We start from the raw sequence: 24,421 nt of genomic DNA on the forward strand, positions 1-24,421 counted from the left end.
GAGTTCAGCCCCCTCCCGCCGGCTCAACCTTCCGCCGACTCCCGCCACAGCCAGGCCAGTCCGTCCAACAGGCCGCCGCGCCAGCACAGCCAGTCGTGGCCGCCTTCGAACGCCTGGTAGCGCACGCAATGGCCGGCACGCTCCAGCGCCGCGCGCTGGCTGGCGTTGACGTCCAGCATCACTTCTTCGCGGCTGCCCACTTCCTGATATACCCGCAGCCGTCCCGGCGGCAGTTCGCCGGCCTCCAGTTGTTCCGTCAGCCGGCCGCGGCTGCCGGGCAGCCGTCGTTCGCTGACGGCGCGGGCGCGTTCGTGCAGTTCCACGTAAGGCCACCAGAAGGAGCCGGACTGGCTGAGCACGCAGCCGAAGCGCTCCGGCCAGCGCAGGCCGGCGAACATCGCCGCCAGGCCGCCGTAGCTCTGCCCCGCCACCGCCGTGCGTTCCGACCGCGCGCTGAACGGCGCGACGCGCTCCGCCTGCGGCAGCAGTTCCTGTTGCAGCGCCAGCCAGAAATCGGCGTTGCAGGGCAGGTCCTGCTCCCGATGTCGGTTGTCGATGACGTCCACCAAGAGATAAACCGCCGGCGGCAGCCGGCCGCGCCGGGTGTCCGCGTCCAGCGCGGCGAACACCGGCATGCGCTCGGCCCAGTGCTGGCCGTCCAGCAAAATGGCCAGCGGCCGCTCGCCGCGCTCCTTGGCCGGCAGCGCGCCGGTTTGGTACAGCCAGACTCTGCGCGTCTTGCCCAGCCGCGCGCTGTCCCACTGGATCACGCTCAGCCGCGCCGGGTCCGCGCCCTGGCGGCGCAGATCCCAGGCTTGCCAGGCATGCTGGTCCGGCGCCGCGTCCAGGTGCAGCGCGGACAAGGGCGCGCCCCAGCTGCTGACATAGCCGGCGCGGGGGTTGAGCGGGTCCGCCGCCGCCCGGCTCATGATGTCCAGCCACCATTGGCGGTGGCGCAGCCGGCTGGCGCGCGCGTCGGCGTCCGGCGCCGGCGGGGCCTGCTCGGCGGTGACCGGAATATAGGCGTAGCTGCCGCGCCAGTTGGCCGGCAGCTCGGTCTGCCACCACCAGACGTCGGTGTCGCCCAGCCGCGCCAGCGACTGCGGCTGGGCGCGATGGTGATCGGTAACGGAATTGACGTCCACGTAGACGCGGGCCAGCGGAGAACGGGCGGCGGGTCCGTTGGGGTCCCGCCAGAGGAAGGTCACGCATACGCTGCCGTCCGGCAGGCGTTCGGTGAGCGGCGCGCCCACGGTGGCCAGACGCTCCCACCAGGCCGGCTGGCCCGCCTCGGGGTGTTGCAAGCAAGCCGCACTGCGCGCAGCGTGTTGATTCCACGCCGTTTCTTCCATTGTCTGCATCTTGTTTCCTGGCGTTTTCCGCGGTGCTTGAGCAAGAATGTTCGCACCTTATTTGCATAATGCGAATGAGAAATACTATCATTTGACCATGGTGATCGCAACGACCCGCAAGGGCCGTCCGCGCTCCTCGTTCCCCTCGCCGCAGTAGCCAACGATTCCTCGCCAGCCAGACGACGCCGCCGAACTTCAGAAGCGCGCCGATCTCGAGTCACGCACAAAAAAAACAGGAATCGCAGCACGATGGAACACAATCTGAAACGCCTTCCCCTTGCCCTGTCCACCCAGCTGGCGCTGGCCGGCATCGGCGGCCTGACGCTCTCGCACGCGGCGCTGGCGGCGCCCGACGCTCAGGACCAGCAAACCGCGCTGCCCACGGTCACCGTCACCGGTGAAAAGCTCAAACGCTCGCTGAAGGACACCAGCACCGCGGTGACGGTGATCCGCGACATGGATCACGGCGGCGACAAATCGGTGTACGACAGCGTGGCCGCCACGCCCAACGCCAGCAGCAACGGCGCCGGCATCGTCAATATCCGCGGCGTGGAAGGCACCGGCCCCGGCACCGGCTACAACACCCTGGTTTCCGGCTCCCGCCCGCGGGTCAGCACCACGGTGGACGGCATGCCGGAAAGCTGGAACGGCCAGCGTTACGTGGACGCCAGCCCCTGGGACGTGGAACAGATAGAAGTGCTGCGCGGCCCGCAGTCCACCACTCAGGGCCGCAATACGCTGGCCGGCGCCGTGGTGATCAACACCAAGGACCCCAGCTTCGATTGGGAGGGCGCGCTGCGCGCCGGCTACGAAAACAAGAACGGTAAGGCCACGCTGGCCGGCATGGTGTCCGGGCCGATCACCGAGGAGCTGGCCTTCCGCATCGCCGCCGAAGGCCTGAACGGCCACAGCTACGTCAATTATCCGGGCGGCAACACGCCGTGGGACCCGTCCGACCTCAAGCACAGCAGCGCGCGCGGCAAACTGCTGTGGAAGCCCGGCGCCCTGCCCGGCTTCAGCGCCAAGCTGACGGTGTCGCACCGCAAGAACAAGGGCGAATACCTGAACTATGTGGACGGCAATTACTTCGATTACCAATACCACCGCCTGTCCACCGAAGCGCGTTATCAGGATTCCTTCAACAACACCGTCAGCACCGATCTGCAATACCAGTTCAACGACGCCTGGAGCGCCCAGTTGCTGCTGGGCCACGCCGACAACGTCAGCGCCTTCGTGGACAGCAGCGATTTCCGCATGCGGCTGGATGAGAAGAGCAATACCGCCGAGGCGCGGCTGAGCTATGCGCCGCAAAACGGCGCGCTCAGCGGCGTGGTGGGCGCGTATTACTACGATAGGGATCAGGACATGAACGCGGCGCCGCGCGTGGCGGCCAAGGACAAGCTGAAAACCCAGGCCGTCTACGGCGAGGCCACGCTGGCGCTGAACGAACGCTGGAGCCTCAATCTGGGCAGCCGCGTGGAGCGGGAGACGCAGCGCCGCAACACCACGCTGCAGCCGGGCATGCCCAAGCAGGCCCGCGCCGACTTCGATATCGGCGAAACGCTGTTCCTGCCCAAGGCCGGCCTCAGCTACAAATACAGCCCGGACACCACGCTGGGCTTCTCGGTGCGCAAAGGCTACAACGCCGGCGGCTCCGGCCTGGACAACAACAACGAGTACTACACCTACAACAAGGAAGAAGTCACCGCCTACGAGGCCAGCAGCCGCTCCAGCTTCCTGGAGCAGCGTCTCAGCCTCAACGTCAACGCCTTCTTCAACCAGTACACCGGCTACCAGGCCATCCTGGGCTCGCGCTTCACCAATATTCCCAAGGGCGAAAGCTACGGCCTGGAGCTGGAAACCAAGGCGCGGGCCACGCCGCGGCTGACGCTGAGCGCCGGCCTGGGTCTGCTGAACACCAAGGTGACTCAGAGCGACGCCGCCAACCCCGGCATCCAGGGCAATCAATTCAACTACGCGCCCCATCTGACGGTGAACCTGGGCTTCAAACAGCGGCTGGATCACGGCCTGTTCGTCGGCGGCAGCCTGAACCGCGTGGGGGCTTACTACTCCGACATCAACAATGAACGCAGCCGCACCGCCGGCGACTACACCGTGGCCAACCTCAACGCCGGCTACGAAAGCGCCGCCTGGACGGTGCGCGGCTACATCAACAATCTGGGCAACCAGGGCGTGCTGTACGCGCAGCTGCCGGCGCGCGGCAACAATCTGGGCGTGGTCGGCGCGCCGCGCACCGTCGGCCTCACCCTGGATTACCGCTTCTACTGATTCCCTCTTGATAGCCCTTTGGCCCGTCGGCTCGCGCCGCGGGCTTTTTTTTGCCTGGCGCTCAGGCCATGCGGCGCCCCAGATCGCGCAGCACCTCGCGCGCCGCGTTGTGGCCGGGCGCGCCGGTGACGCCGCCGCCGGGGTGAGCGCCGGCGCCGCAGGTGTACAGGCCGGGAATGGGGCCGCGGTAATCGGCGTGGCCCAGCATGGGCCGCGCCGAGAACAGCTGATCCAGGCCCAGCGCGCCGTGGAAAATGTCGCCGCCCACCAGGCCGAAGGTGCGCTCCAGATCCAGCGGGCTCATGATCTGCCGCCCCAGCACCGCGCCCTTGAAATTGGGCGCGTAGCGGGCGACGGTGTCTATCATCAGGTCCGCCACTTCTTCGCGGTGATCGTCCCAGCTGGCGCCGTCCGGCAATTGCGGCGCCACGTGCTGGCAAAACAGGCTGGCCACGTGTTGGCCCGGCGGCGCCAAGGACGGGTCCAGCGTGGACGGGATCAGCACTTCCACGATGGGCCGGCCGGACCAGCCGCGTTCGCGCGCGTCGTGATAAGCGCGCTCCATATAGGCCAGGCTGGGCGCGATGATGATGCCGCTGCCGTGGTGCTCCGCCTGCGCCTTGCCCGGCAGACAGCTGAAATCCGGCAGCTCGGACAGGGCCACGTTCATGCGGAAGGTGCCGGAGCCGCAGCGCCAGCTCTGCATCCGGCGCAGGAAATCCGCCGGCAGCGCCGCCGGGTCCAGCAACTGGGTGTAGAGCAGCCGCGGATTGAGATTGGACACCACCACGCGCGCGTCCAGCCGCTCGCCGCGGTCCGTCACCACGCCCACCGCCCGGCCCTTGTCCAGCAGCACTTCGCGCACCGCGCTGTCGATGCGGATCTCCGCGCCGCGCTCGCGCGCCGAGCGGGCCATGGCCTGGGTGATGGCGCCCATGCCGCCCAGCGCGTGGCCCCACGCGCCTTTGCGGCCGTTGACCTCGCCGAACACATGGTGCAGCAGGACATAGGCCGAACCCGGCGCGTACGGGCTGGCGTAGTTGCCCACCACGCTGTCGAAGCCGTAAACCGCCTTGATCGGATCGCTGTCGAACCAGCCGTCCAGATAATCGCCGGCGGACTTGGTGAACAGGTCCAGCAATTCGCGTTGCTGCGCCAGTTCCAGCTTGCCCAGCCGCCGCCCCAGCCGGCCGGCCTTGAGCAGCTCCGGCAAGGCGTTCAGCCAGCCGCCCGCCACCGCATTGGGCGGCGTTTGCAGCACCAGCTCGCGCAGCAGCTCGGCGGCGGCGTCCAGATGCCGCGCGTAATCGTCCAACCGCTCGGCGTCGCGGCGCGAAAAACGCGCCACTTCGGCCGCGGTGCGGCCCGGCCCCACTTTCAGATAGCCCCCGTCGTCCAGCGGCAGGAAGTTGGACAAGGGCCGCTCCACCACCTTCAGGCCGTGACGCGCCAGCTCCATGTCGCGGCTCACCTTGGGATTGAGCAGCGACACCGTGTAGGCGGCCACCGAGTTGCGGAAGCCGGGATGGAATTCCTCGGTCACCGCCGCGCCGCCCACCACGCCGCGCCGTTCCAGCACCGTCACCTTCAGCCCTGCCCGCGCCAGGTAATGGGCGCACACCAGGCCGTTGTGGCCGCCGCCCACAATGATCGCATCCCGCATCGCTTCGCTCCTCGTCTCAGGGGAAGCCTCATTCTCGAATCAAGTTCGGCAAATTGCAGCGCGCATAGCGACGAACTGTCGGATATTATTGATCGGATTGACGAAAAGTCCGGCATAGCGCCAAATCGCCCACCCCGCACGGAGCCGCCATGGACGCCACCGATCAGCAATTGCTCGCGCTGCTGCGCGAAAACGCCCGCGCGCCCACCACGGAACTGGCGCGCCGGCTGGGCCTGTCCCGCACCACGGTGCAAAGCCGCATCGAAAGACTGGAGCGCGGCGGCGTGATCCTGGGCTACAGCGTGCGCACCAGCGCCGCTCACGACGCCGCCCAAGTGCGCGCGCTGGTGATGATCGCCGCCGAGCCGCGGCTGAGCCCGTCGATTGAAAGCGCCTTGCGCCGGCTGCCCCAGGTCCGCACCCTGCACTCGGTCAGCGGCGTCCACGACTTCATCGCCGGCGTGGAGGCCGCCGGCGTGGCCGAGCTGGACGGGCTGATCGACCGCATCGGCGCGCTGGACGGCGTGGAGCGCACCAGCACCGCCATCCTGATGACCACGCGGATAGACCGCTGAACCCGCCGGCCCGCGCGCCAGCGCGGTCAAGGCCTGAAACGGCCGCGACATCGCCGCTCTCAAGCCGGCGCCCTCTCCTCTGCAGGCCGCCAGCCCCCACACCAGCAAGACGCACAGCAGGCGCGCGCGCCGGCCGCGGCCCAAGGTCTTAAACACGGGCCGGCGCCGGCCATGCGGCCGCCCGCCCAGGCGGGGGCTCCGGCGCGCCGCTCGCTTGATTTGCATCGCTCATCGTCCAGGCTCTTTCTTTGCTCCGGCGCTAAACGCGCCGGGCAGGGTTTGAGACAGCGCGCGAGGGCGGTCCGCCTCCGCGCAAAAGACGATGACTGTATTACACAAACTAATTATTGTTAAACGATAATAATTTGTCGTTCCATATGTATATTCTACGCAACACGCCTCCAAACAATCCAAAAGCCGCGCCCAGCCAGGCTTGAGGGCTCACCGCGCGCCGCACGGCGGCGGGCCCGAGCCGTGTGCTTGCCGCAACAGCATGCAAATCAAACTTGCACAGCAAAAAATGATCGTTTTACAATAAAAAATAATTGTTTTGCGATACTTTCATAATCCCGACCTCATTGTCTTTCCAACCCGTCACAAGGAACCCTCATGAACTCCACGCGATTGAGCCGCTATTGCGCCGCCATGGCCTACATCACCGTCTTGGGCATTGGCGCCATGCTGCTGCTGGACATCCTGTTCTGGCTCTTTCCCAAGTCCATCATCGACGCCGGCTTGACCGTCACGGTTGACACCGTCAGAGGGTTTTACGGCTCAAGCGAGTTCGATCTCCCTAGCTTGCCGCTGTGGCAACGCGCCGGCGGCGCGGTCCTGTCTTGCATCCCGCTGCTGATCCTGGCCCAAGGCCTGTATGCCTTGCACCGCTTGTTCAAGCTCTATGCGCGCAGGGAATACTTTACGGAACGCTCCGCGTCCTTATTATCCAAGGTGGGCTCCAGCGTGGCGCTCTGGGTGCTGGCGGACCTCGTCTCCCAACCGATGATCAGCGCCTGGCTGACCATGATGCGGCCGGAGGGACAGCGGCTGATCGCCGTCAGCTTCCACACCGAAAACCTGGAAAGCCTGTTCATTGCCGCGGTGGTCATGATCATTGCGCGCATTCAGCGAGAAGGCATTGCGCTGGCGTGCGAAAATAAGCAATTCATCTGAAAGCGACACATGCCCATCAAAATCCATCTGGACATGCTGCTCGTCCAGCGCAAGGTCAAATCCAAGGACCTGGCCCAGGCCATCGGCATCACCGAGCAAAACCTGTCGCTGCTGAAGCAAGGCAAGGTCAAGGGCTTCCGGCTCTCCACCCTGGAGGCGATCTGTCTGTATCTGGACTGCCAGCCGGGCGACTTGCTGCAGCTGGTGCCGGCCGAGCCGGACGCGGCCGGCAACGGCGAGTAAGCCGGCTTAACCATGCCCCAAGCGATTCACGTCCATGCCGCCCGCCAGGCCGGGCCGCTGCTCTTGCGCCGCTTCGACACCCCGCTCGGCGCCATGATCGCCTGCGCCAGCCAGGATGGCCTGTGCCTGCTGGAGTTCACCGACCGGCCCATCGTGGACGCGGAGCTGGCGGCGCTGCGCCGCCTGCTGTCCGCTGAGATCGCCGACGGCGACAGCCCGCTATTGCGCCAGGCCGAACGCGAGATCGGCGAGTACTTCGCCGGCTCGCGCCGCGACTTCGACGTGGCGCTACACCTGCCCGGCACCGCCTTCCAGCAGGCGGTCTGGCGATTGCTGCTGAGCGTGCCCTACGGCCGCACCCGCAGCTATCAGGAACAGGCCGCAAGGCTGGGCCGCCCGCAATCCGTCCGCGCCGTGGCCGCCGCCAACGGCGCCAACCGCCTCTCCATCATCGTCCCCTGCCACCGCGTGCTGGGCAAAGACGGCGCGCTCACCGGCTACGGCGGGGGGCTGGAGCGCAAGGCCTGGCTCCTGGCGCACGAGCGCGAGCGCGTCCTCTAGCCATCCGCCCACGCCTTTCACACCCTTAGAACCTGTTCAAAGTCTGCTGCGCTTCTGCGATTCGACGTTGAAAACACCTTCGAAATGCTCATGTACCACGCGTACATTCCGCTTCCTCAGCTGTTTTCGCCTTGTCTCGCCCTTGCTCGCGGGACTTTGGAACAGGCTCTAGCCTGCTCAGGGTCCGCTGTACTTCCGCGGGATTGTAGACAAGGGCGTTGAAGCCTCGTCTTAATTCCCAAGCCCAGGAACTATGCGGCGCGCCCAATGAACTAACTATCGCCAAAGCATGATTGATTGACGGAAGCCATAGAGCTGATTGAAATTGCTCAATGGCTTCCCGCGGCAAGCTTCACTAAGCTGATCCCAGCAAGTCATTGAACACCTTGACCTAAGGAGTCTGTCATGAGCAGCGCGTCCAAGTGCCCGTTCCATCACGCCACCGGCAATCCGGCCGTGGTCAACGCCCAATCCAACCGCGACTGGTGGCCCAACCAGCTCAACCTCAACATCCTGCACCAGCACGCCCCGGCCTCCAATCCGCTGGACCCGGACTTCGACTACCCCGCCGCCTTCCAACAGCTGGACTACCCCACGCTGAAAAACGACCTCAAGGCGCTGATGACCACCTCTCAGGACTGGTGGCCGGCCGACTGGGGCCATTACGGCGGCCTGTTCATCCGCATGGCCTGGCACGACGCCGGCACCTACCGCACCGCCGACGGCCGCGGCGGCGCCGGCACCGGCAATCAGCGCTTCGCTCCGCTCAACAGCTGGCCGGACAACGGCAACCTGGACAAGGCGCGCCGTCTGCTGTGGCCGATCAAGCAAAAATACGGCAAGCAGATTTCCTGGGCCGACCTGATGATCCTGGCCGGCAACGTGGCGCTGGAATCCATGGGCTTCAAAACCTTTGGTTTCGGCGGCGGCCGTCAGGACATCTGGCAGCCGGAAGAAGACGTTTACTGGGGCGCGGAAACCAAATGGCTGGCTACCAGCGCCGAGGCCAACAGCCGCTACTCCGGCGACCGCCAGCTGGACAACCCGCTGGCCGCAGTGCAGATGGGCTTGATCTACGTGAACCCGGAAGGCCCGGACGGCAATCCGGATCCGCTGGCTTCCGGCCGCGACGTGCGCGAAACCTTCGCCCGCATGGCGATGAACGATGAAGAAACCGTGGCCCTGGTGGCCGGCGGCCATACCTTCGGCAAAGCCCACGGCGCCGGCGATCCGGCCTTGGTGGGCCCGGAACCGGAAGCCGCGCCGCTGGAAGCGCAAGGCCTGGGCTGGATCAACCGCTTGGGCGACGGCAAGGGCGAATACACCACCACCAGCGGCATCGAGGGCGCGTGGAAACCCAATCCGACGCAGTGGGACAACGGCTATTTCGACACCTTGTTCGGCTACGACTGGGAACTGACCAAGAGCCCGGCCGGCGCCCATCAGTGGGTGGCCAAGAACGTCAAACCGGAACACCTGATCCCGGACGCTCACAACCCGGCGAAGAAACACCCGCCGATGATGACCACCGCCGATCTGTCGCTGCGCTTCGACCCGATCTACGAGCCCATCGCCCGCCGCTTCCATCAAAACCCGGCCGCCTTCGCCGACGCCTTCGCCCGCGCCTGGTTCAAGCTGACCCACCGCGATATGGGGCCCAAGGCCCGCTACCTGGGGCCGGAAGTGCCGGCCGAAGACCTGATCTGGCAAGACCCGCTGCCGGCGGCCTGTCAACCGCTGATCAACGACGCGGACATCGCCGCGCTCAAGGCCAAGGTGTTGGCCTCCGGCCTGTCGGTCAGCGAACTGGTGGCCACCGCCTGGGCCTCCGCCTCCAGCTTCCGCGGATCGGACAAGCGCGGCGGCGCCAACGGCGCCCGCATCCGCCTGGCCCCGCAAAAAGACTGGGCGGTGAACCAGCCGGCGCAATTGGCCCGCGTGCTGAAAGCGCTGGAAGCCATCCGCCAGGACTTCAACGCCGCGCAGAGCGGCGGCAAGCAAGTGTCGCTGGCCGACCTGATCGTACTGGCCGGCGGCGCGGCGGTGGAAGCGGCCGCCCAGGCCGGCGGCCACAAGGTCAGCGTGCCGTTTGCGCCGGGCCGGACCGACGCCAGCCAGGAACAGACCGACGTGGAATCCTTCAGCGTGCTGGAGCCGCAGGCGGACGGTTTCCGCAATTATCAGAAACAGGCTTATTCCTTGCCCGCGGAGGCGCTGCTGGTGGACAAAGCCCAGTTGCTGACGCTGAGCGCGCCGGAAATGACCGTGCTGGTGGGCGGCCTGCGCGTGCTGGGCGCCAATGCGGATCAAGCGCCGCACGGCGTGTTCACCGCTCGTCCGGGCGTATTGAGCAACGACTTCTTCGTCAACCTGCTCGATATGAACGTGGCCTGGCAGCCGGCTTCCAGCGCCAATGAGCTGTACGAAGGCCGCGACCGCAAAACCGGCGCGCTCAAGTGGACCGGCAGCCGGGTGGACCTGGTGTTCGGCTCCAACTCGCAGCTGCGGGCGCTGGCCGAGGTCTACGCTCAAAACGATGCGCAGCAGAAGTTTGTCCGCGACTTCGTCGCCGCCTGGAACAAGGTGATGAATCTGGACCGCTTCGATCTGAAATAAGCGCGGTTCGTCCCTGCAAGCAACGCGCGGCCTCTGGGCCGCGCGTTTTTTTGCGCCGCGCTCAGCAAGGACTGTGCGCAAAAAAAAACGAAACGCCGGTCAAGGCGCTTCGTTTCGTGGTTCCGGCGTCGGATCCGACTTTAGGATGCGATCTTGGCGCAGGCTTCCTGCCGCCAGATCACCGAAGCCAGCTTCATCCGCTTGTCGAACAGCAGCTTGTACTGACAAGCCCGGGCTTGCCCGCCGTCCTTGGGGCTCAGATTCAGCACATAATCCCACTCCCGCACATCGATCATCCCTTCGGCGAAATGCGGGCGGCCGATCAGGCCGTAAACCTGTTCCTTGCTCAGGCCCGGCTGCACCTTGGCCAGATTGTCCGGATTGGGCACGCTGCCTTCCGGCTGCCAGCGGTTGTCTTCAATGCCGGGCCAGACCGGGCTGGCCTGTTCGGCCAGATGGCCGTCGTCGGTGATCTTGCTCAGGCGGCTGCTGCCGCAACCCATCAAAGCCGCGCCGGCGGCCGCCAGCAGCAGGCAGCGGAAAGCGCCGCCGAATATCGCTTGTTTCATCATCTCTCTCATTCACTATCAGCTGATTGATCTTGCCTGCCGCTTACCACTGAAAGCCCGCGCCCAGGCTGGCGCCGCCCTGACCGCGGGTATTGGTGGAGCCGGAGAACTTCACCACCCAGCGGCCGTTGTCGGACAGCGAGGACAAGCCCACCGCGATGGCGGACTCGCCGCCGGTGGTGGCCGTGGCCACGGCCAACATGCTCTTGCCGGGCAGGAATGCCTGCGGCAGGCCGGCCATCGCCATCGCGCCGGCCGCCGCGCCCAGCGCGTCGCGGCGCGTATCGGACAGATCGGACCTGAGCTGCTTGAATTGCTGCTGATTGTTGAAGTTGGCCGCATTCAGCTGGTCCACGTTCACCGCGTCCGTGCCCTGCGCGCCCGCCGCCACATTGTGGATGGTCACCGGCCTGCCGCCGTCCCCGCCCACCAGGGTGACGTCGTTGCCGGCGCTTGTGGTCGTCGTCCGGCCGCTGGGATCGGAATACTGCACCGGCCCGCTTTTCTGCAGCCGGTCGATCGCATCGCCGACATTGTTCACGGTATTGCCGTAAACGGTGTAGTTCGGACCGTTCACCGCGCCGGTCTGAGCGTTGTAAGACGCGCCGCCGCCCAAGGCCGCCGCGGTTCCGGTGCCGGCGTTGTCCACCTTGGCGCTCACCCGCTGCACCGCCTGGTTGGTCGCGTTCAGCTGGCTGCCGTTCACCGCGTCGGTGCTGGTCCCGCTCACCCGGCCGGCGGCGACATTGCTGATTTGACGCTCATTGCCCGCGCTGCCCACGCTCACCACGCTGGAAGGGGCCGCGCCGGCGTAGCTGTAGGTTACGCCGTCCACCACGCCGCTGGCGGTGGGATTGGCCGCCGCGGTCCGGCTGTTGGCGCCCAAGGCGACGTCGTTGACGTTGCTGGCCTGGGCGTTGCTGCCCAGCGCCAGCGCATTGTTGGCGTTGGCGGCGGCATTGTCGCCCACCGCCACCGCATTGCTGGCATTGGTGTTGGAACCGGCATGATTGCCGATGGCCACATTATTGCTGCCGGACACATTCTGGCCGGCCTGGTTGCCGGCGGCGAAGTTGCCGCTGCCGGTCACGCCGCGCCCGGCATAGCTGCCCACCGCGGTATTGTTGTCCCCCGTGACATTGCTGCCGGCATTCGCGCCGTTGGCGGTATTGTTGCTGCCCTTGATGTTCCAGCCGGAGAAGGTGCCGCTGCTGGTGTTGTAGCTGCCGGTGACGTTGCGGTTGGAGTTGTTGCCCAGGCCGGCGTTGAAATCGCCCTGGATGTCTTGGGCCGCATTGGCCCCGCTGCCGGTGTTGCCGGTGCCGGTGACGTTGCGGATGGTGTTGATGCCGGTGCCCACGTTGGCGTCGCCGGTCACGTTGTAGCCGGAGTCGTTGCCCATGAAAGCGTTATTGTTGCCCTGCACATTGGTGCCCGCGTTCTGACCGATCGAGGTGTTGTAACTCCCCGTCACATTCACGCCGGCGGCGGCGCCAAAGGCCGAGTTGTTGGTGCCGTTCATATTGCTGCCGGCGCCCACGCCATAGATGGAGTTATTGCTGTTGCTCGCCACCGCCGGGTCCACCGAACCCGCGCCGTAGACATTATTGCTGCCGACGCTGGAGATCGTGTCGGCGCTCGCCAAGGCGGACCAGGAACAGGCCACGGCCAGGCTCAATGCGCTCAAGGCCAGAGAGGGCGAGGACAAACGCTTTGCTTCAGATGCTTTATTACTCATTTCACAGACCACATTCTTCAGATTGATGGAATTCACTTAAGGCAAGTCTTTGCAGGCAAGCCCGCCGCCGGCTCCAGGCTTAGGGCGGGATAAACGCGAAGACGCGCATTCCCGCCGAAAACCCATGGCCGGCCGCGGTTCGGTCCAGGGGCGCGACGCGGCTCCGCCGGCGGCGCTGGCTTGTCACTGCATTCAGGCACTCCGCTCGCGACACACCGCGCTCGAACAGGGCAAGCTCTTGCAAACCCTTATTCGGCGCGGCGGGTCTACGCTATGCCTTTGATTTTTATGAATCCTAACATTCTGTTAATATCTGTGAAAATTGAAATAATTGAATCGACTAATTCGTTTTATCTATCAATACGCATGATTGATAGATAAAATTCAAATAGAATATCAGCGGCTTACACGCCGCGTTTCCGGAGCCGGCGCCAAAACCATCCGGCCCCAGCGCGCGCGCCGCGCCGCGTCTCACAAAGCGCAGCGGACTTTGAACAGCTTCTGAGATAATTCCGTTCTTGCCATCCTCATCCGAGCCATGTCCATCCGCCCGTCTGCACCGCCCATCCGCCGGCTGAGCCCGCGCGACATCCCCGCCAACTGGCTGGACGCCTTCCAGCGCCGTCAGGATGTTGATCTGGTCTATCGCGCCGGAGCCGATGGCCGGCAGTGCGTGGCCGAGCCCTTCATCGACGACTGGTCCCCAGCGGAACGACGCGAGCTGACGCGGGAACTGGCGCGCATCGCCGCCGACGGCGCGGTGTTGGCGCTGGACATGGACGGCGGCCTGGCCGGCTTCGCCGCCATCGACCCGCAAGCGCTGGGCCCGGACGGCGGCTACCGGCAATTGAAAGAACTGCAAGTGGACCGCCGCTGGCGCGGCCGAGGGCTGGGGCGGGCGTTGCTGGCGGCGGCAGCCGCCGCCGGCCGGGCGCTGGGCGCGGACGCGCTCTACATCTCCTCGCACTCCGCCGTTGAAACCGTCGACTTCTACGAAGCCTGCGGCTGCGCGCCCGCTCGCTGGCTGCACGCGCCGCAACTGGCGCTGGAGCCTTTCGATTGTCAGCTGGAATTGGCGCTGAGCGCGCAGACTGTTGATTTTACTTAGCTATCCGCTTAGAATTTTGACCTGCTCATCTTGATGAGCGCCCTTCTTTCATCCTCGCAAAGGCTTTGCATGTTGGAGATTGCAGCAATCCGATAACGCCGCCCGGTTTCCCGGCTGGCCGTTATCAAAATGCCCCTGAGCTGGTAGCGCCCGCATCGCGGCGGCTGCCCGTTTTCGCATTTGATTGCCGAATGATCATCCAATATGAATATCTCCAAGCCGGAGCAAAGGACGTTGCACGTCCTGGCCAAAGGCGGCCGCATCGCGCACCTGCGCGACGACGCGGGCCGTATCTTCACCGTGGAATGCTATACCCGTGAAGGGTATCTGCTGTCCGACTGCACCCTGCTCGTGTTCCAGAAGCTCAGGACCAAACGCCTGATCAGCTCCAAGAACGGCCAGCCTTACCAAATCAATAAGGCCGGCCTGCGCGCCGTACGCGGCCAACTCGACAACCAATGACCACCGCCGCCGCGCAGCCGCGCAAAAGCGGCGGCCGCGCTGGCGCGCCAGGAGAACGCTATGACTCTCATGCTGAGAAACGAACAAGACCGCGACATCGACGCCATTTTCGAACTGACCCGGGCCGCCTTCCTCGCCGAAGAACACTCCAGCCACACCGAGCACTTCATCGTCAACACGCTGCGCCGCAGCGGCCAGCTCACGCTTTCCATCGTGGCGCTGGACGGCAAACGTCTGCTGGGCCACATCGCCGCCTCGCCGGTGCTCGTCTCCTCCGGCGCCGCCGGCTGGCACGGCATCGGCCCGCTGTCCGTGCATCCGGAGCGACAGGGCCAGGGCATAGGCAGCCTGCTGATGAAACAGGCGCTGGCCGCGCTGCGCGAGCTGGGCGCGTCGGGCTGCGTGGTGTTGGGCGATCCCGGCTACTACGCGCGCTTCGGCTTCCAAGCGCGGCCAGGCCTGATTTTGCCGGGCGTGCCGGCCGAATACTTCATGGCGCAAAGCTTGGGCGCGCCGCTGCCTTCCGGCAGCGTCAGCTACCCTCCGGCGTTTGAAGCCACGGCCTAAACGGTTTGGCGAGCCGGTCCGCGCCGCTGCGGCGGCCGGGCTGGCTGGGACCGCGCCCACCGCAGGGTTCTGAAACCAAGCCCGACACTGCGGCTTGATGGCTTATTATCAACTTAATTGTTTCAAAAATGATTTAATGTCAATTAAATAATTGTCATAAATGACAGTATCGCCCACTCTCATGGCTAGACAAGAATCTACCCGCTTACTTAATAAGCAAATTGTTTAGCCGAAATGGCTGCTTAGAGCCCGGTCAAAACCTAGCGAGCAAGGGCGAGACAAGATGAAAACGGCGGAGTGAGAAGCGCGACTCGCCGTGCAACGCCTCACGACGCACAGCGGGCTTTGAATAGGCTCTTCCACAAGAAAGGGCGATTCCATGGCTTCCCTCCCAGACAATGAACACTCCTCCCCGCTCGCCGCGCAGCTGAACCGACGCCAGCTCTTGCTGGGCGCGAGCGCGGGCGCCGCCGGCCTGATGCTGCCGGCGCCCGCCTCCGCCTTCCTCGGCTCAAGCGCTTTCCAGCTGGCCAAATACCAGCGGCTGATTCCCGAACTGTTCCAGCCCGTGCCGCGTCCGCCCGCCTACACCCCCAATCTGGTGATAGGCTCCGGCTTTGGCGGCGCCATCTCAGCGCTGCGTCTGGCCCTGGCCGGTCAGCAGGTCACGGTGCTGGAACGCGGTCACCGCTGGCCCAAGGGCCCGAAACGCGACATCTTCTCCAACGACACCTTCCCGGACGGACGCGCGTTCTGGCATCGCAGCCAAGCCAAGATGCTGATAGGCGTGAACAAGTATTTCGACTCCTTCGGCGGGGTGCTGGATTCAACCGATTACCCGAATATGAACGTCTGGCGCGGCGCCTGCGTCGGCGGCGGATCGGTGGTGTTCACCGGGGTGATGATTCAGCCGGAACAGCGTTATTTCGAAGCCCTGTTCGGCCATTGGGTCAGCTATGCGGAAATGAACCAGACCTACTACCCCAGAGTCCGGAAAATGCTGCGCTTGGACGCCATGCCGACGGACATCTACAACAGCATTCCCTTTCACCATTCCCGCGTCTGGGACGCCCAGGTGCGAAAGGCCGGCTACACCACCACGGCCAACGACTCCATCTTCAACTGGGACGTGATCCGCCAAGAACTGCGCACGCAATCCTGGCCCTCCGCCACCATGGGCTTGTCCAACCACGGCAACTCCAACGGCGCCAAATTCGACCTCAACCAGAACTACCTGGCCCAGGCGCAGGCCACCGGCCGCGCCGCGATCTATCCCGGCCACGAGGTGCTCAGCATCGCCTGGGACGGCAGCCGCTACGAGGTCGACGTGGTCAAACGCGCGCCCGACGGCCGGCAACTGGACCGCTACCGGCTCAACTGCGACCGGCTCTTTCTCGCCGCCGGCTCCATCGGCAGCTCGGAACTGCTGGTCAAGGCGCGGGCGCAGGGCACTTTGCGCAATCTCAACGAACACATAGGCCAAGGCTGGGGCAGCAACGGCGACACCATCGTCACGCGCAGCTTCAGCACGATATCGCTGGCCACCCAAGGCACGCCCAGCGCCTCCCGCATCCACGACTCGAACAGCGGGCTACCGCTCACCCTGGAAAACTGGTACGTGCCGGGCTTGCCGCTGGACCTGACCACGGTGATCGGTTCGCTGGGCATGGCCTTCGATCAAAGCAATCGCGGGCACTTCAGCTATAACCCGACCACCGACCGCGTGGAGCTGAACTGGCCGAAGAACGGCAACCGCGACAGCGTGGCCGCGGCCAAAACAGTGAACGATAAAATCGCCGCGGCCACCCGCACCGTTCCGGGCTTTCCAGGAATCATAGCCGGCGTCACCGGCATGAACTGGACCGCGCATCCGCTGGGCGGCGCGGTGATAGGCAAGGCCACCGACGCCTGGGGCCGCGTCATCGGCCATCCCGGCCTGTACGTGATGGACGGCGCGCTGCTCCCCGGCAGCGCCGGCGCGGTCAATCCCTCCTTGACCATCTCCGCGTTGGCCGAGCGCAATATCGAGCACATCATCAAAAACGGCAAGTAAGGCCCGCCGCCGCCAAGCCATGGCGGCGGCCGCGTCTCACAAGGCCGTTCTTTGCAGCAAGCGCGCGCTGCCCTCGCGCGAGGCCCGCAGCGCGCGCTCGGCTCGACGCCGCATGTCCCACTCCCAAACGCGCAGCGCCGCCGCCGCCTCGGCCGCCGTGCCCGTCGGCGCCAAAGCCCGCGCCAGTTCCGCGCCGTCGCAGAGCGCGGTATTGGCGCCCAGCCCGCCGGCCGGGCTCATCGCGTGCGCCGCGTCGCCCAGCAAGGCCACCCGCTCGCACCGCCAGGCCGGCACCTCGGCCGCCATGCGGATGGCGCGCGCGCCCAGGCACTGCGGATCGCCATGGACGAAAACGGCCTGCAAACGCGGGTGCCAGCCGCGCGTCGCCCGCAACACCCTCGCCCGCAGCGCATCGCCGCTCAAACGCTCCGCCGGCAAAGCCCCGCCCAAATCCTCGGCCCGCGCCACGCAGGCCCAATACCAGTAATCCGGCATCGGGCTCAGCGCCGCCTCCGGCGCCAGCCGCCGCGCCAACTCCGGCAAGGGCGCGCGAAAACGCATCGCCTCGATGACCGCCGTCAGACCGTCGCCGAACACCACGCACACGCCCTGACCCAACTCCGGCGTCAACGCCTCGGACGGCAGCGCGTCCCGCGGCGTAAGGCCGTAAAGCACCACCGCGCCCTCGTCCGCCGGATCTCCGTCCGGCGCCAACTGCCGGCGCACCGTCGACGCCGCCCCGTCCGCGGCGATCAGCACATCCACCTCGAACTCAGGCCGGTCCTGGAAATCCAGCAAGAAGCCGCCGGACGTCTCCCTGAAACCGCGCAGCGCATGCCCCCAGCGGATCCGGTCCTCCAGGCCGCTGCTCAGGATTTCCCGCAGTGTCTGGCGGTTGGCGCTGAGATCGCGCTCCGCCGCGTCCTCGTCCTGCGCCGACGGCCGCCAGTGCGCCGGCTTGCGTTCCGACCAGGCGCGCAGTTGCGGATCGACGAAACAATCGTCGCCGCCCAGCGAGCAGCTTTGCCGGAACAACTCGAACAGCCGCGGCGTCAAGACCTGCCGCAAGGCTTGCTGGCCGTCGCCGTCGATGCGCAGCCGATAACCCTGCCAGCGGCTGTCGGCGGCCTGGTCGCGTTCAAACAGCGTGGCGGCGACGCCGGCGCGCGCCAGGCCCTGGGCCAGGCACAGCCCGCCCAGGCCGGCGCCGACGATGCCAATGCGTAGAGATTGCATAGCTTGTCCTTTGCTCATCAGGAGGAAACCCGGTCAGGACCGCCGCCGCGCCGGCGGCCATCCCGACCCTTGCCGACGATTGTGCGCGCCTCCGCCAAAGCTGCTATAACGCTGTTTTGCCAACAAATGGTGAAAAATGGCCAAGATCGACGTCACGCCGCCGGAAGACACGCCGGACCTCAGCGAATGGACCGGCGGCCCGCCGCTGATCGCCGTCCCCGGCAACGACCGGGAAGACAGCGATTACCGGCTGGGCAGCCGCGAATACGACTGGCACAGCCATGCGCGCGGACAGCTGCTATGCGTGGAAACCGGCCTGATCCAGATCCGCACCCCGCGCGGCGCCTGGGTGCTGCCGCCGCACCGCGCCGGCTGGATTCCGCCCGGCGTCCCGCACCGGGTGCGCGTCAGCGGCGCGCTGACCGGCTGGAGCCTGCTGCTGAGCCCGGACTGGAGCCGGACGCTGAATCCGCAGCCGCAGGTGCTGGCGATCACCGAACTGATGCGCGCCGCGGTGCGCCGCGCGGTGACCTGGACGGATTACGCGCAATGGCGGCCGGAGCAGGAACGCATCGCCGCGGTGCTGCTGGACGAACTGCGGCAAGCGCCGCAGCAGGCGCTCTGCCTGCCGATACCGGAACATCCGCGCCTCGCGGAACTGGCCCATCGCCTGCTGACCGAGCCCGCCGGCAAACTCGCGCTGGCCGACTGCGCGGACGCGGCGGCGATGTCGCCGCGCACCTTGCGCCGCCACATTCAGGCGCAGACCGGCATGAGTTTTGGACAATGGCGGCAACAGGCGCTGCTGATACGCGGCATGGAAATGCTGGCGCGCGGCGTCGCCGTGGCCGTGGTGGCCGACGACTTGGGCTATGCCTCGCCCAGCAACTTCATCGCGATGTTCCGACGCGCCTTCGGCGATTCGCCGGCGCGATTTTTCGCGCGGCAGGAGCCGGCCTAGCGGATTGGAACTTGGGCACGCGAGCCAAGCCGCCGAGGAGCTGGCACTCAATAACGCTTTGGAGTGGAAAATTCAGATGTCGCAACAACACATGCATGAAACCAATCTTTTCGCCGCGATCCGGAAATTCGTCCAATCAGTCCGCGCGGGCAGCGACCCCGAGATAGCGACCCTGGCGGCGGCGACGTCCGCCCTGCCCTTGAAAAATCTGGAGCACTGGGAACGCTTTCTGTCTTGGGAGCGCTACCGGGCATGGCAGCTCGCCGCGCCCAGCAAATGGACGCTGTTGTTCCGGCAAAAGCCGGGGCCGACCTGGCTGGACCTGTGCAGCGAAGACGGCTACCTGCGGGAAAAAACGCTGCGCGCGCTGAAGCACGGCGCGCCCAACGCTTTCTTCTTCGCCCTCGCCCTGCGCCGGCTGAACGATTGGGTGCCGCAAGTCCGAGCCGCGGCGCGCGAAGCCCTGCCGGACATCGCCAGCCATACCGCACCGCAACACGTCGCCGCGGCCTTGTGCGCGCTCCTGCCTAACTGGACATCCTGGGGGCGCCTGGAGGCCACGGAACAGGAAACGCTGATGGCCATCTCCGCGCAGGACGAAGTGAAGCGCGCGCTCAAGGACAGCTTGATAGCCAGCCCCTCCGGCCCCATGGTCGCCGTGCTGGCGCAACTTGGCCGCAAGGACACGCTGGATGCGTATTTGCAGGACATCGCCAAGCGGGCCATCCAGCCCTCCTTGCGCGCCAAGGCCTATCGCTGCCTACTGGAGGGCAGAATGACCTGGCTGGCTGGCCGCGAATGGGAATGGACGGATATACGCAGGGTCCAGAAGCACCTCAAGCCGATACATGGCACCCGCGCGCTCAGCATCCAGGCTGCCTTCCCGGACATGGCGTGGCAAGCGGCCGAGGACCGCTCTCCCATCGTCAGACGGGTTGCCGGCGAAATGCTGATCCGCGACTGGGAAAAAACCGGCCAAGCCCCATTGCGCCTGGTACGGCAACTGGCCGCAGACGCCTGTCCATCCATCGCCGCGCGCGGTCGCTTCCTGCTGGACAAATTGGAACCGCCACCGGCCTGAAGGATGTCAATCGAGTAAAATGACCCAGCCCCTGGCCGCGAACCATGGGATGCAAGGCGGATAGGCCGCACCCTCTAGACGAGTAATGAGTGGAAGATTTCACATGGCGAACACAGAGTCAGACAGCTTGATCATCCGGCGCGCCAGCGCCGCCGATGCCCCCGCGGTGTTGAGCATTTTCGATGAAATCATCGCCTGGTTTGCCGAAATACAAAATCCGGGACAATGGGGGCGGAGCCTTGGTCCAGCCAGCCGCGACAAGTGACGAGGGTGGTCGAAGCCTGCTCGCTGCCCGGCGCCTGGGTAGCGGAACAGCGCGGCGGCCCTATCCGCGCGGCCTTGGTGCTGGGCGAGGCCATGCCCTATGTTCCGGCCGCGACGGCACCGGAAATATATGTGCGCTTGCTGGTCGCCTCGCGCCACTCCAGCGCACGCGGCATTGGCCGGCGCTTGATGGCTTTCGCGGAGGATCAGGCCAGGCTGGCGGGCGTGAAACGCATGCGGGTCGATTGCTATGGCGGCGGCTCCGGCGCCTTGGTGCGCTTTTATGAATCCTGCGGCTACGAGCGAATTGCCGCCCTGGACATTGACGGCTGGCCCTGCCAGCTCTTGGGACGCGACGTGTGACGATGCACGATCTGCGTGGCGGCCGGCCCCAGCCTCCGTGAGCCGGCTTGCCCAGGGATCAGTGATTGCAAAGGACAAGGCCAGGCGCGCTGCATCGCACATCCTCAGCCATCCAGCAGGTCCAGATAGCGCCGCACCGCGCCCCACTCGTCGCCAGCCCGGCTGATCGCCGCCAATTCCGATACCAGTGGCGAGCGTTCCGCCAGCCTGCGATAAACCAGATTGGGCAGCGCCAGCTTGCGCAGCGGCGTGGGCACCAAGGCCAAGCCCAGGCCGGCAGCGGCCAAGGCCAGAACCGACATCGTGCTCCCCACTTTATAAGCGATGCGGGGTTCGCCGCCCAATAGCTGGCACAGCATCGGCAATTGCCCCTCGTCACCATCGCCGGCGTAAACGATAAACGGCTGCTCCAGCAAATCAGACACGCGCAATGAGCGGCGCGCGGCCAGGGGATGCCGCGCCCCCATCGCCACCTCCCAATGCCAGCTTCCCGCCGGCCTCGCCTGCAAGCCGGCGGGAAGCGGACGGCCCAATTGCGGGCAATAGCCGACATCCAGCCGCCCGGCGAGAATCGCCTCCATCTGCGCCGCCGAGGCCATTTCATGCAACTCCACCGCCACATCCGGCCAGGCGGCGTGGAATGCCAGCAAATCATCCGACAGCCGGCCCGCCGCGACGGCATTGCCGACAAAACCTATCCTCACCACTCCTGTTTCGCCGCGCGCGGCGCGGCGCATCACGCTCTTGGCGCGCTCGGCCTGCTCCACCGTCCGCCTCGCCTCGATCAACAGGATCCGTCCGGCATCGGACAGCTCCACCTTGCGCGTGCTGCGTACAAACAAGGTCACGCCCAGCTCCTCTTCCAGCGAGCGGATTTGGGCGCTCAAGGCGGGCTGGACGATGTGCAGCTTCTCGGCGGCGCGGCCGAAATGGCCCTCGTCGGCCACCGCCAGGAAATAGCGTAAATGACGTAGCTCCATCGGGTCTTATTCATCATTCAAAATGATCAATACCGAAATTTAATCTATTGGAGTGATTTTTCAAGCACGCCTACGCTTTGCAGCAGACGCCGCTTCGCGACGTCATCATCAGGAGAAAAATAATGACGATCAGTCAACGCATCGATGTTCACCAACATGTCGTCCCCCCGTTCTGGGCTGAAGCCTTGCCCGCTCACGGCGGCGACCCTTCCGGCTGGAAAAGCCCGGCGTGGAGCCCGCAAAGCGCCATCGACTTCATGGACAGCCAGGGCATCGCCACCGGCCTGCTATCGCTGACCGCCCCCGGCGTGCAAGGCTGGTCCGGCCAAGCCAAGCTGGACATGGCCCGCCGCGTCAATGAATACACCGCCGGCTTGGTGGAGCAGCGCCCAGATCGCTTCGGCAACTTCGCCACCGTGCCGCTGCCGGACATAGAAGGTTCGCTGCGGGAGATCGAATTTGCCTTTGACGCGCTGAAAGCGGACGGCGTGGTGCTGCTCAGCAACTATCACGGTCAATATCTGGGCGATCCGGCATTCGAGCCGGTTTGGGCCGAACTCAACCGGCGGCGCGCCACCGTGTTCATCCACCCGGGCAAACCCGGCATCGACGCCATCGCCGGCATGCCCGGACCGCTGGTGGACTACCCCTTCGACACCACCCGCACCGCGGTGCAGATGGTGCTGAACGGCACGCTGGCGCGCCATCCGGACGTGAACATCATTCTGTCCCATGCCGGCGGCTTTCTGCCGTACGCCTCCCATCGCTTCGCCGAACTGGCTCCGGGCGTACGCCATGATGTCCCGGCGACCGAAGACTTGCTGCGCCTGTTCCAGCGCTTCTATTTCGACACCGCGCTGACCTCTGGTCCGGTGGCCCTGCCCAGCCTGACCGCCTTCGCCGGCGTCGGCCGCATCCTGTACGGCAGCGACTATCCCTATGCGCCGGCAGCGGTTGGAGCCTCATTCACCGCCCAGCTGGATGCCTACACCGGGCTGTCTCCGCAAGAACATGCCGCGATCAGGCGCAACAACGCCCTGGCCCTGTTCCCGCGGCTGGCCAGAATGAGCGGCTGAGCCTGATGAAACGGGTCGTGGCCTAGCACAGCGCGGCACATCAACGCAGCCTGCCGAGCAATGCATTCAAGGGATGTGGCGGGAAGAAAACGAAATGGCGGCGGGAGAGTTTAGAAAGGCCGGAAACGTGAAACCGGAAGTATCGGCTGGCCGCACTTGGGAACCATAAGTTGATCGCACACTGCACAAGCTAGGCTCATGGTAGACAGAAACGGCGGGCATTCACCCGCCGTGCACGATAGCGCCTCAGCTAGCCTTGCCCGCCGGAATCTGCTGGGTGATGCAGTGGATATTGCCGCCACCAAGCAGCACCTCGCGCGCCGGAACGCCGACAATTCGGTACTCCGGGAAGATCTCCTGCAAGCGGCTGGCGGCCGCGGCATCGGTACGCTCATCCAGCAGCGGGAAAATAATCTGTCCGTTGCTGATCAGGAAATTGACATAAGAAGCGGCCATGCGCTCGCCAACCTCACGCGGCACGGCCTGCCCGCTAGCCACCACGCCAACCGTTTCATCCTGCTCATAGAACAAGGGACCCGGGGCCAGCATCTTGTGGATCTTGAGCTGGCGGCCCTTGGCGTCGCGCGCTTTGGACAGCACTTCGTAGGCGGCTTGCGAACGCGGATACTGCGGATCCTGTTCATCGTCGACCCAGTGCAGCACAACCTCCCCTGGACGGGCAAAGCAGCACATATTGTCGATGTGACCGTCGGTTTCATCCATGAACACGCCTTCCGGCAGCCAGATGAAGTGCGTCACATTCAGATACTCGGCAAGCAGGGCCTCGATCTGGGCTTTGGACAAATCCGGATTGCGATTGGGATTGAGCAGACATTCCGCGGTGGTGAGCAGCGTGCCTTCACCATCGACATGAATCGAGCCGCCTTCCAGCACCAGCGGAGCTAGGTAGCGATCAAAGCCATGGTGGGCCAACACCTGGCCCGCAACTTCACTGTCCTGATCCCAAGGATGGTACAGCCCGCCATTGAAGCCGCCCCAGGCATTGAACTTCCAGTCCACGCCACGCAGCTGGCCCGCCGGATCGATCACCATGGTCGGTCCGCTGTCGCGCATCCAGCAGTCATCGCTATTCATCGCGACCAGGGTGACTTCGGACGGCATGACTGCGCGCGCCTGCGACATGAACGGTTCTGGCACGGCCATGAACACAGGCGTGGCCGCCGAAATGGCTTTGGCGATGGCAGCAAAGGCCTGTTGCGCCTCGCGTCCGGCATGGCGCCAGTTATCCGGGCGCTGCGGCCAGATCATCCATACCGCCTGATGCTCCGCCCACTCAGCCGGCATGTGAAAACCGTCGGCGGCAGGTAGGCCATTGTGCGTTTTATTGTTCATTTTGATCACCATCGACTTGATAAATGCCATCAGAAGTATTCAATAGATCGTGCATTTGCGGATGACAGACTCGGCACGTCTCCCGATCTGCGCGATGCGGGGGCTCGACCAATACACATTCGCCGGGCGGATCAGCGTTCT

The 24,421-nt window shown here is 65.4% G+C and carries 22 protein-coding genes; 15 read left to right on the top strand and 7 right to left on the bottom strand.

The features are described from left to right. Positions 1 to 23: 23 nt before the first annotated feature. Complete coding sequence (gene fes / locus HQN78_RS18510) at positions 24 to 1,361, bottom strand: enterochelin esterase (RefSeq protein WP_235085458.1); 1,338 nt, start codon at positions 1,359 to 1,361, stop codon at positions 24 to 26. 240 nt (positions 1,362 to 1,601) lie between these two features. On the opposite strand from fes, the gene HQN78_RS18515 reads away from it, so the two are divergent. Further along, entirely contained in the window at positions 1,602 to 3,641 is a 2,040-nt protein-coding gene (locus HQN78_RS18515) for a TonB-dependent receptor (RefSeq protein WP_235085461.1), read from the top strand. 61 nt (positions 3,642 to 3,702) lie between these two features. Here the strand turns inward: HQN78_RS18515 and HQN78_RS18520 are convergent, their stop codons facing one another. Beyond that, complete coding sequence (locus tag HQN78_RS18520) at positions 3,703 to 5,304, bottom strand: NAD(P)/FAD-dependent oxidoreductase (protein WP_235085464.1); 1,602 nt, start codon at positions 5,302 to 5,304, stop codon at positions 3,703 to 3,705. A gap of 149 nt (positions 5,305 to 5,453) precedes the next feature. Here HQN78_RS18520 and HQN78_RS18525 point away from each other — a divergent pair, with 149 nt between their 5' ends. From HQN78_RS18525 to katG, 5 genes are all read left to right on the top strand, one after another. Further along, positions 5,454 to 5,879 (top strand): Lrp/AsnC family transcriptional regulator, encoded by a 426-nt coding sequence (locus HQN78_RS18525; protein WP_107801405.1) that lies wholly within the window; start codon positions 5,454 to 5,456, stop codon positions 5,877 to 5,879. Between the two features lie 609 nt (positions 5,880 to 6,488). Further along, positions 6,489 to 7,049 carry a DUF2975 domain-containing protein gene (locus HQN78_RS18530; RefSeq protein WP_048415378.1) on the top strand — a complete coding sequence of 187 codons (561 nt, stop codon included), beginning with the start codon at positions 6,489 to 6,491 and terminating at the stop codon, positions 7,047 to 7,049. 9 nt (positions 7,050 to 7,058) lie between these two features. Then, positions 7,059 to 7,292 carry a helix-turn-helix transcriptional regulator gene (locus tag HQN78_RS18535; protein ID WP_107801404.1) on the top strand — a complete coding sequence of 78 codons (234 nt, stop codon included), beginning with the start codon at positions 7,059 to 7,061 and terminating at the stop codon, positions 7,290 to 7,292. Between the two features lie 12 nt (positions 7,293 to 7,304). Further along, a complete protein-coding gene (locus tag HQN78_RS18540; RefSeq protein ID WP_227105991.1) occupies positions 7,305 to 7,853 on the top strand; it encodes a methylated-DNA--[protein]-cysteine S-methyltransferase in 549 nt (182 codons plus the stop codon). Positions 7,854 to 8,258: 405 nt separating this feature from the next. Next, positions 8,259 to 10,469: a catalase/peroxidase HPI gene (katG, locus tag HQN78_RS18545; protein WP_227105989.1), complete on the top strand. Its 2,211-nt coding sequence runs from the start codon at positions 8,259 to 8,261 to the stop codon at positions 10,467 to 10,469. A gap of 140 nt (positions 10,470 to 10,609) precedes the next feature. On the opposite strand, the gene HQN78_RS18550 is transcribed toward katG, so the two are convergent. Further along, on the bottom strand, positions 10,610 to 11,038 hold the full coding sequence (locus HQN78_RS18550) for an outer membrane protein assembly factor BamE (RefSeq protein WP_235085466.1): 429 nt from the start codon (positions 11,036 to 11,038) through the stop codon (positions 10,610 to 10,612). A gap of 43 nt (positions 11,039 to 11,081) precedes the next feature. After that, a complete protein-coding gene (locus HQN78_RS18555) occupies positions 11,082 to 12,746 on the bottom strand; it encodes a YadA family autotransporter adhesin (RefSeq protein WP_235085468.1) in 1,665 nt (554 codons plus the stop codon). A 568-nt stretch (positions 12,747 to 13,314) separates the two neighbouring features. On the opposite strand from HQN78_RS18555, the gene HQN78_RS18560 reads away from it, so the two are divergent. From HQN78_RS18560 to HQN78_RS18575, 4 genes are all read left to right on the top strand, one after another. Then, positions 13,315 to 13,884 (top strand): GNAT family N-acetyltransferase, encoded by a 570-nt coding sequence (locus tag HQN78_RS18560; protein ID WP_227105983.1) that lies wholly within the window; start codon positions 13,315 to 13,317, stop codon positions 13,882 to 13,884. 204 nt (positions 13,885 to 14,088) lie between these two features. After that, positions 14,089 to 14,346 carry a YjhX family toxin gene (locus HQN78_RS18565; RefSeq protein WP_107801397.1) on the top strand — a complete coding sequence of 86 codons (258 nt, stop codon included), beginning with the start codon at positions 14,089 to 14,091 and terminating at the stop codon, positions 14,344 to 14,346. A gap of 60 nt (positions 14,347 to 14,406) precedes the next feature. Beyond that, a complete protein-coding gene (locus HQN78_RS18570) occupies positions 14,407 to 14,913 on the top strand; it encodes a GNAT family N-acetyltransferase (protein ID WP_235085471.1) in 507 nt (168 codons plus the stop codon). A gap of 379 nt (positions 14,914 to 15,292) precedes the next feature. Further along, on the top strand, positions 15,293 to 16,966 hold the full coding sequence (locus tag HQN78_RS18575; RefSeq protein ID WP_235085473.1) for a GMC oxidoreductase: 1,674 nt from the start codon (positions 15,293 to 15,295) through the stop codon (positions 16,964 to 16,966). Positions 16,967 to 17,002: 36 nt separating this feature from the next. On the opposite strand, the gene HQN78_RS18580 is transcribed toward HQN78_RS18575, so the two are convergent. Then, a complete protein-coding gene (locus HQN78_RS18580) occupies positions 17,003 to 18,202 on the bottom strand; it encodes an NAD(P)/FAD-dependent oxidoreductase (RefSeq protein ID WP_235085476.1) in 1,200 nt (399 codons plus the stop codon). A gap of 136 nt (positions 18,203 to 18,338) precedes the next feature. Between HQN78_RS18580 and HQN78_RS18585 the strand changes: the two genes are divergently transcribed. From HQN78_RS18585 to HQN78_RS18600, 4 genes are all read left to right on the top strand, one after another. Continuing rightward, positions 18,339 to 19,163 (top strand): helix-turn-helix transcriptional regulator, encoded by an 825-nt coding sequence (locus HQN78_RS18585; protein WP_235085479.1) that lies wholly within the window; start codon positions 18,339 to 18,341, stop codon positions 19,161 to 19,163. A 76-nt stretch (positions 19,164 to 19,239) separates the two neighbouring features. After that, positions 19,240 to 20,244, top strand: a complete 1,005-nt coding sequence (locus HQN78_RS18590) for a hypothetical protein (protein ID WP_235085481.1) — start codon at positions 19,240 to 19,242, stop codon at positions 20,242 to 20,244. Positions 20,245 to 20,347: 103 nt separating this feature from the next. Then, entirely contained in the window at positions 20,348 to 20,509 is a 162-nt protein-coding gene (locus HQN78_RS18595) for a hypothetical protein (RefSeq protein ID WP_235085483.1), read from the top strand. Then, entirely contained in the window at positions 20,506 to 20,871 is a 366-nt protein-coding gene (locus tag HQN78_RS18600; protein ID WP_235085486.1) for a GNAT family N-acetyltransferase, read from the top strand. The genes HQN78_RS18595 and HQN78_RS18600 overlap by 4 nt, the downstream gene beginning before the upstream one ends. Positions 20,872 to 20,975: 104 nt before the next feature. Here HQN78_RS18600 and HQN78_RS18605 read toward each other — a convergent pair whose 3' ends face one another. Continuing rightward, complete coding sequence (locus HQN78_RS18605; RefSeq protein WP_235085488.1) at positions 20,976 to 21,851, bottom strand: LysR family transcriptional regulator; 876 nt, start codon at positions 21,849 to 21,851, stop codon at positions 20,976 to 20,978. A gap of 122 nt (positions 21,852 to 21,973) precedes the next feature. Here HQN78_RS18605 and HQN78_RS18610 point away from each other — a divergent pair, with 122 nt between their 5' ends. Continuing rightward, the gene (locus HQN78_RS18610) at positions 21,974 to 22,927 is read left to right on the top strand and encodes an amidohydrolase family protein (RefSeq protein ID WP_107801392.1); all 954 of its coding nucleotides are present in this window, start codon (positions 21,974 to 21,976) and stop codon (positions 22,925 to 22,927) included. Positions 22,928 to 23,173: 246 nt separating this feature from the next. Here HQN78_RS18610 and aguA read toward each other — a convergent pair whose 3' ends face one another. Next, complete coding sequence (gene aguA, locus HQN78_RS18615; protein ID WP_233246764.1) at positions 23,174 to 24,310, bottom strand: agmatine deiminase; 1,137 nt, start codon at positions 24,308 to 24,310, stop codon at positions 23,174 to 23,176. Between the last annotated feature and the right edge of the window lie 111 nt (positions 24,311 to 24,421).

It is taken from the genome of Chromobacterium sp. Beijing (assembly GCF_021496765.1).
GTDB lineage: Bacteria > Pseudomonadota > Gammaproteobacteria > Burkholderiales > Chromobacteriaceae > Chromobacterium.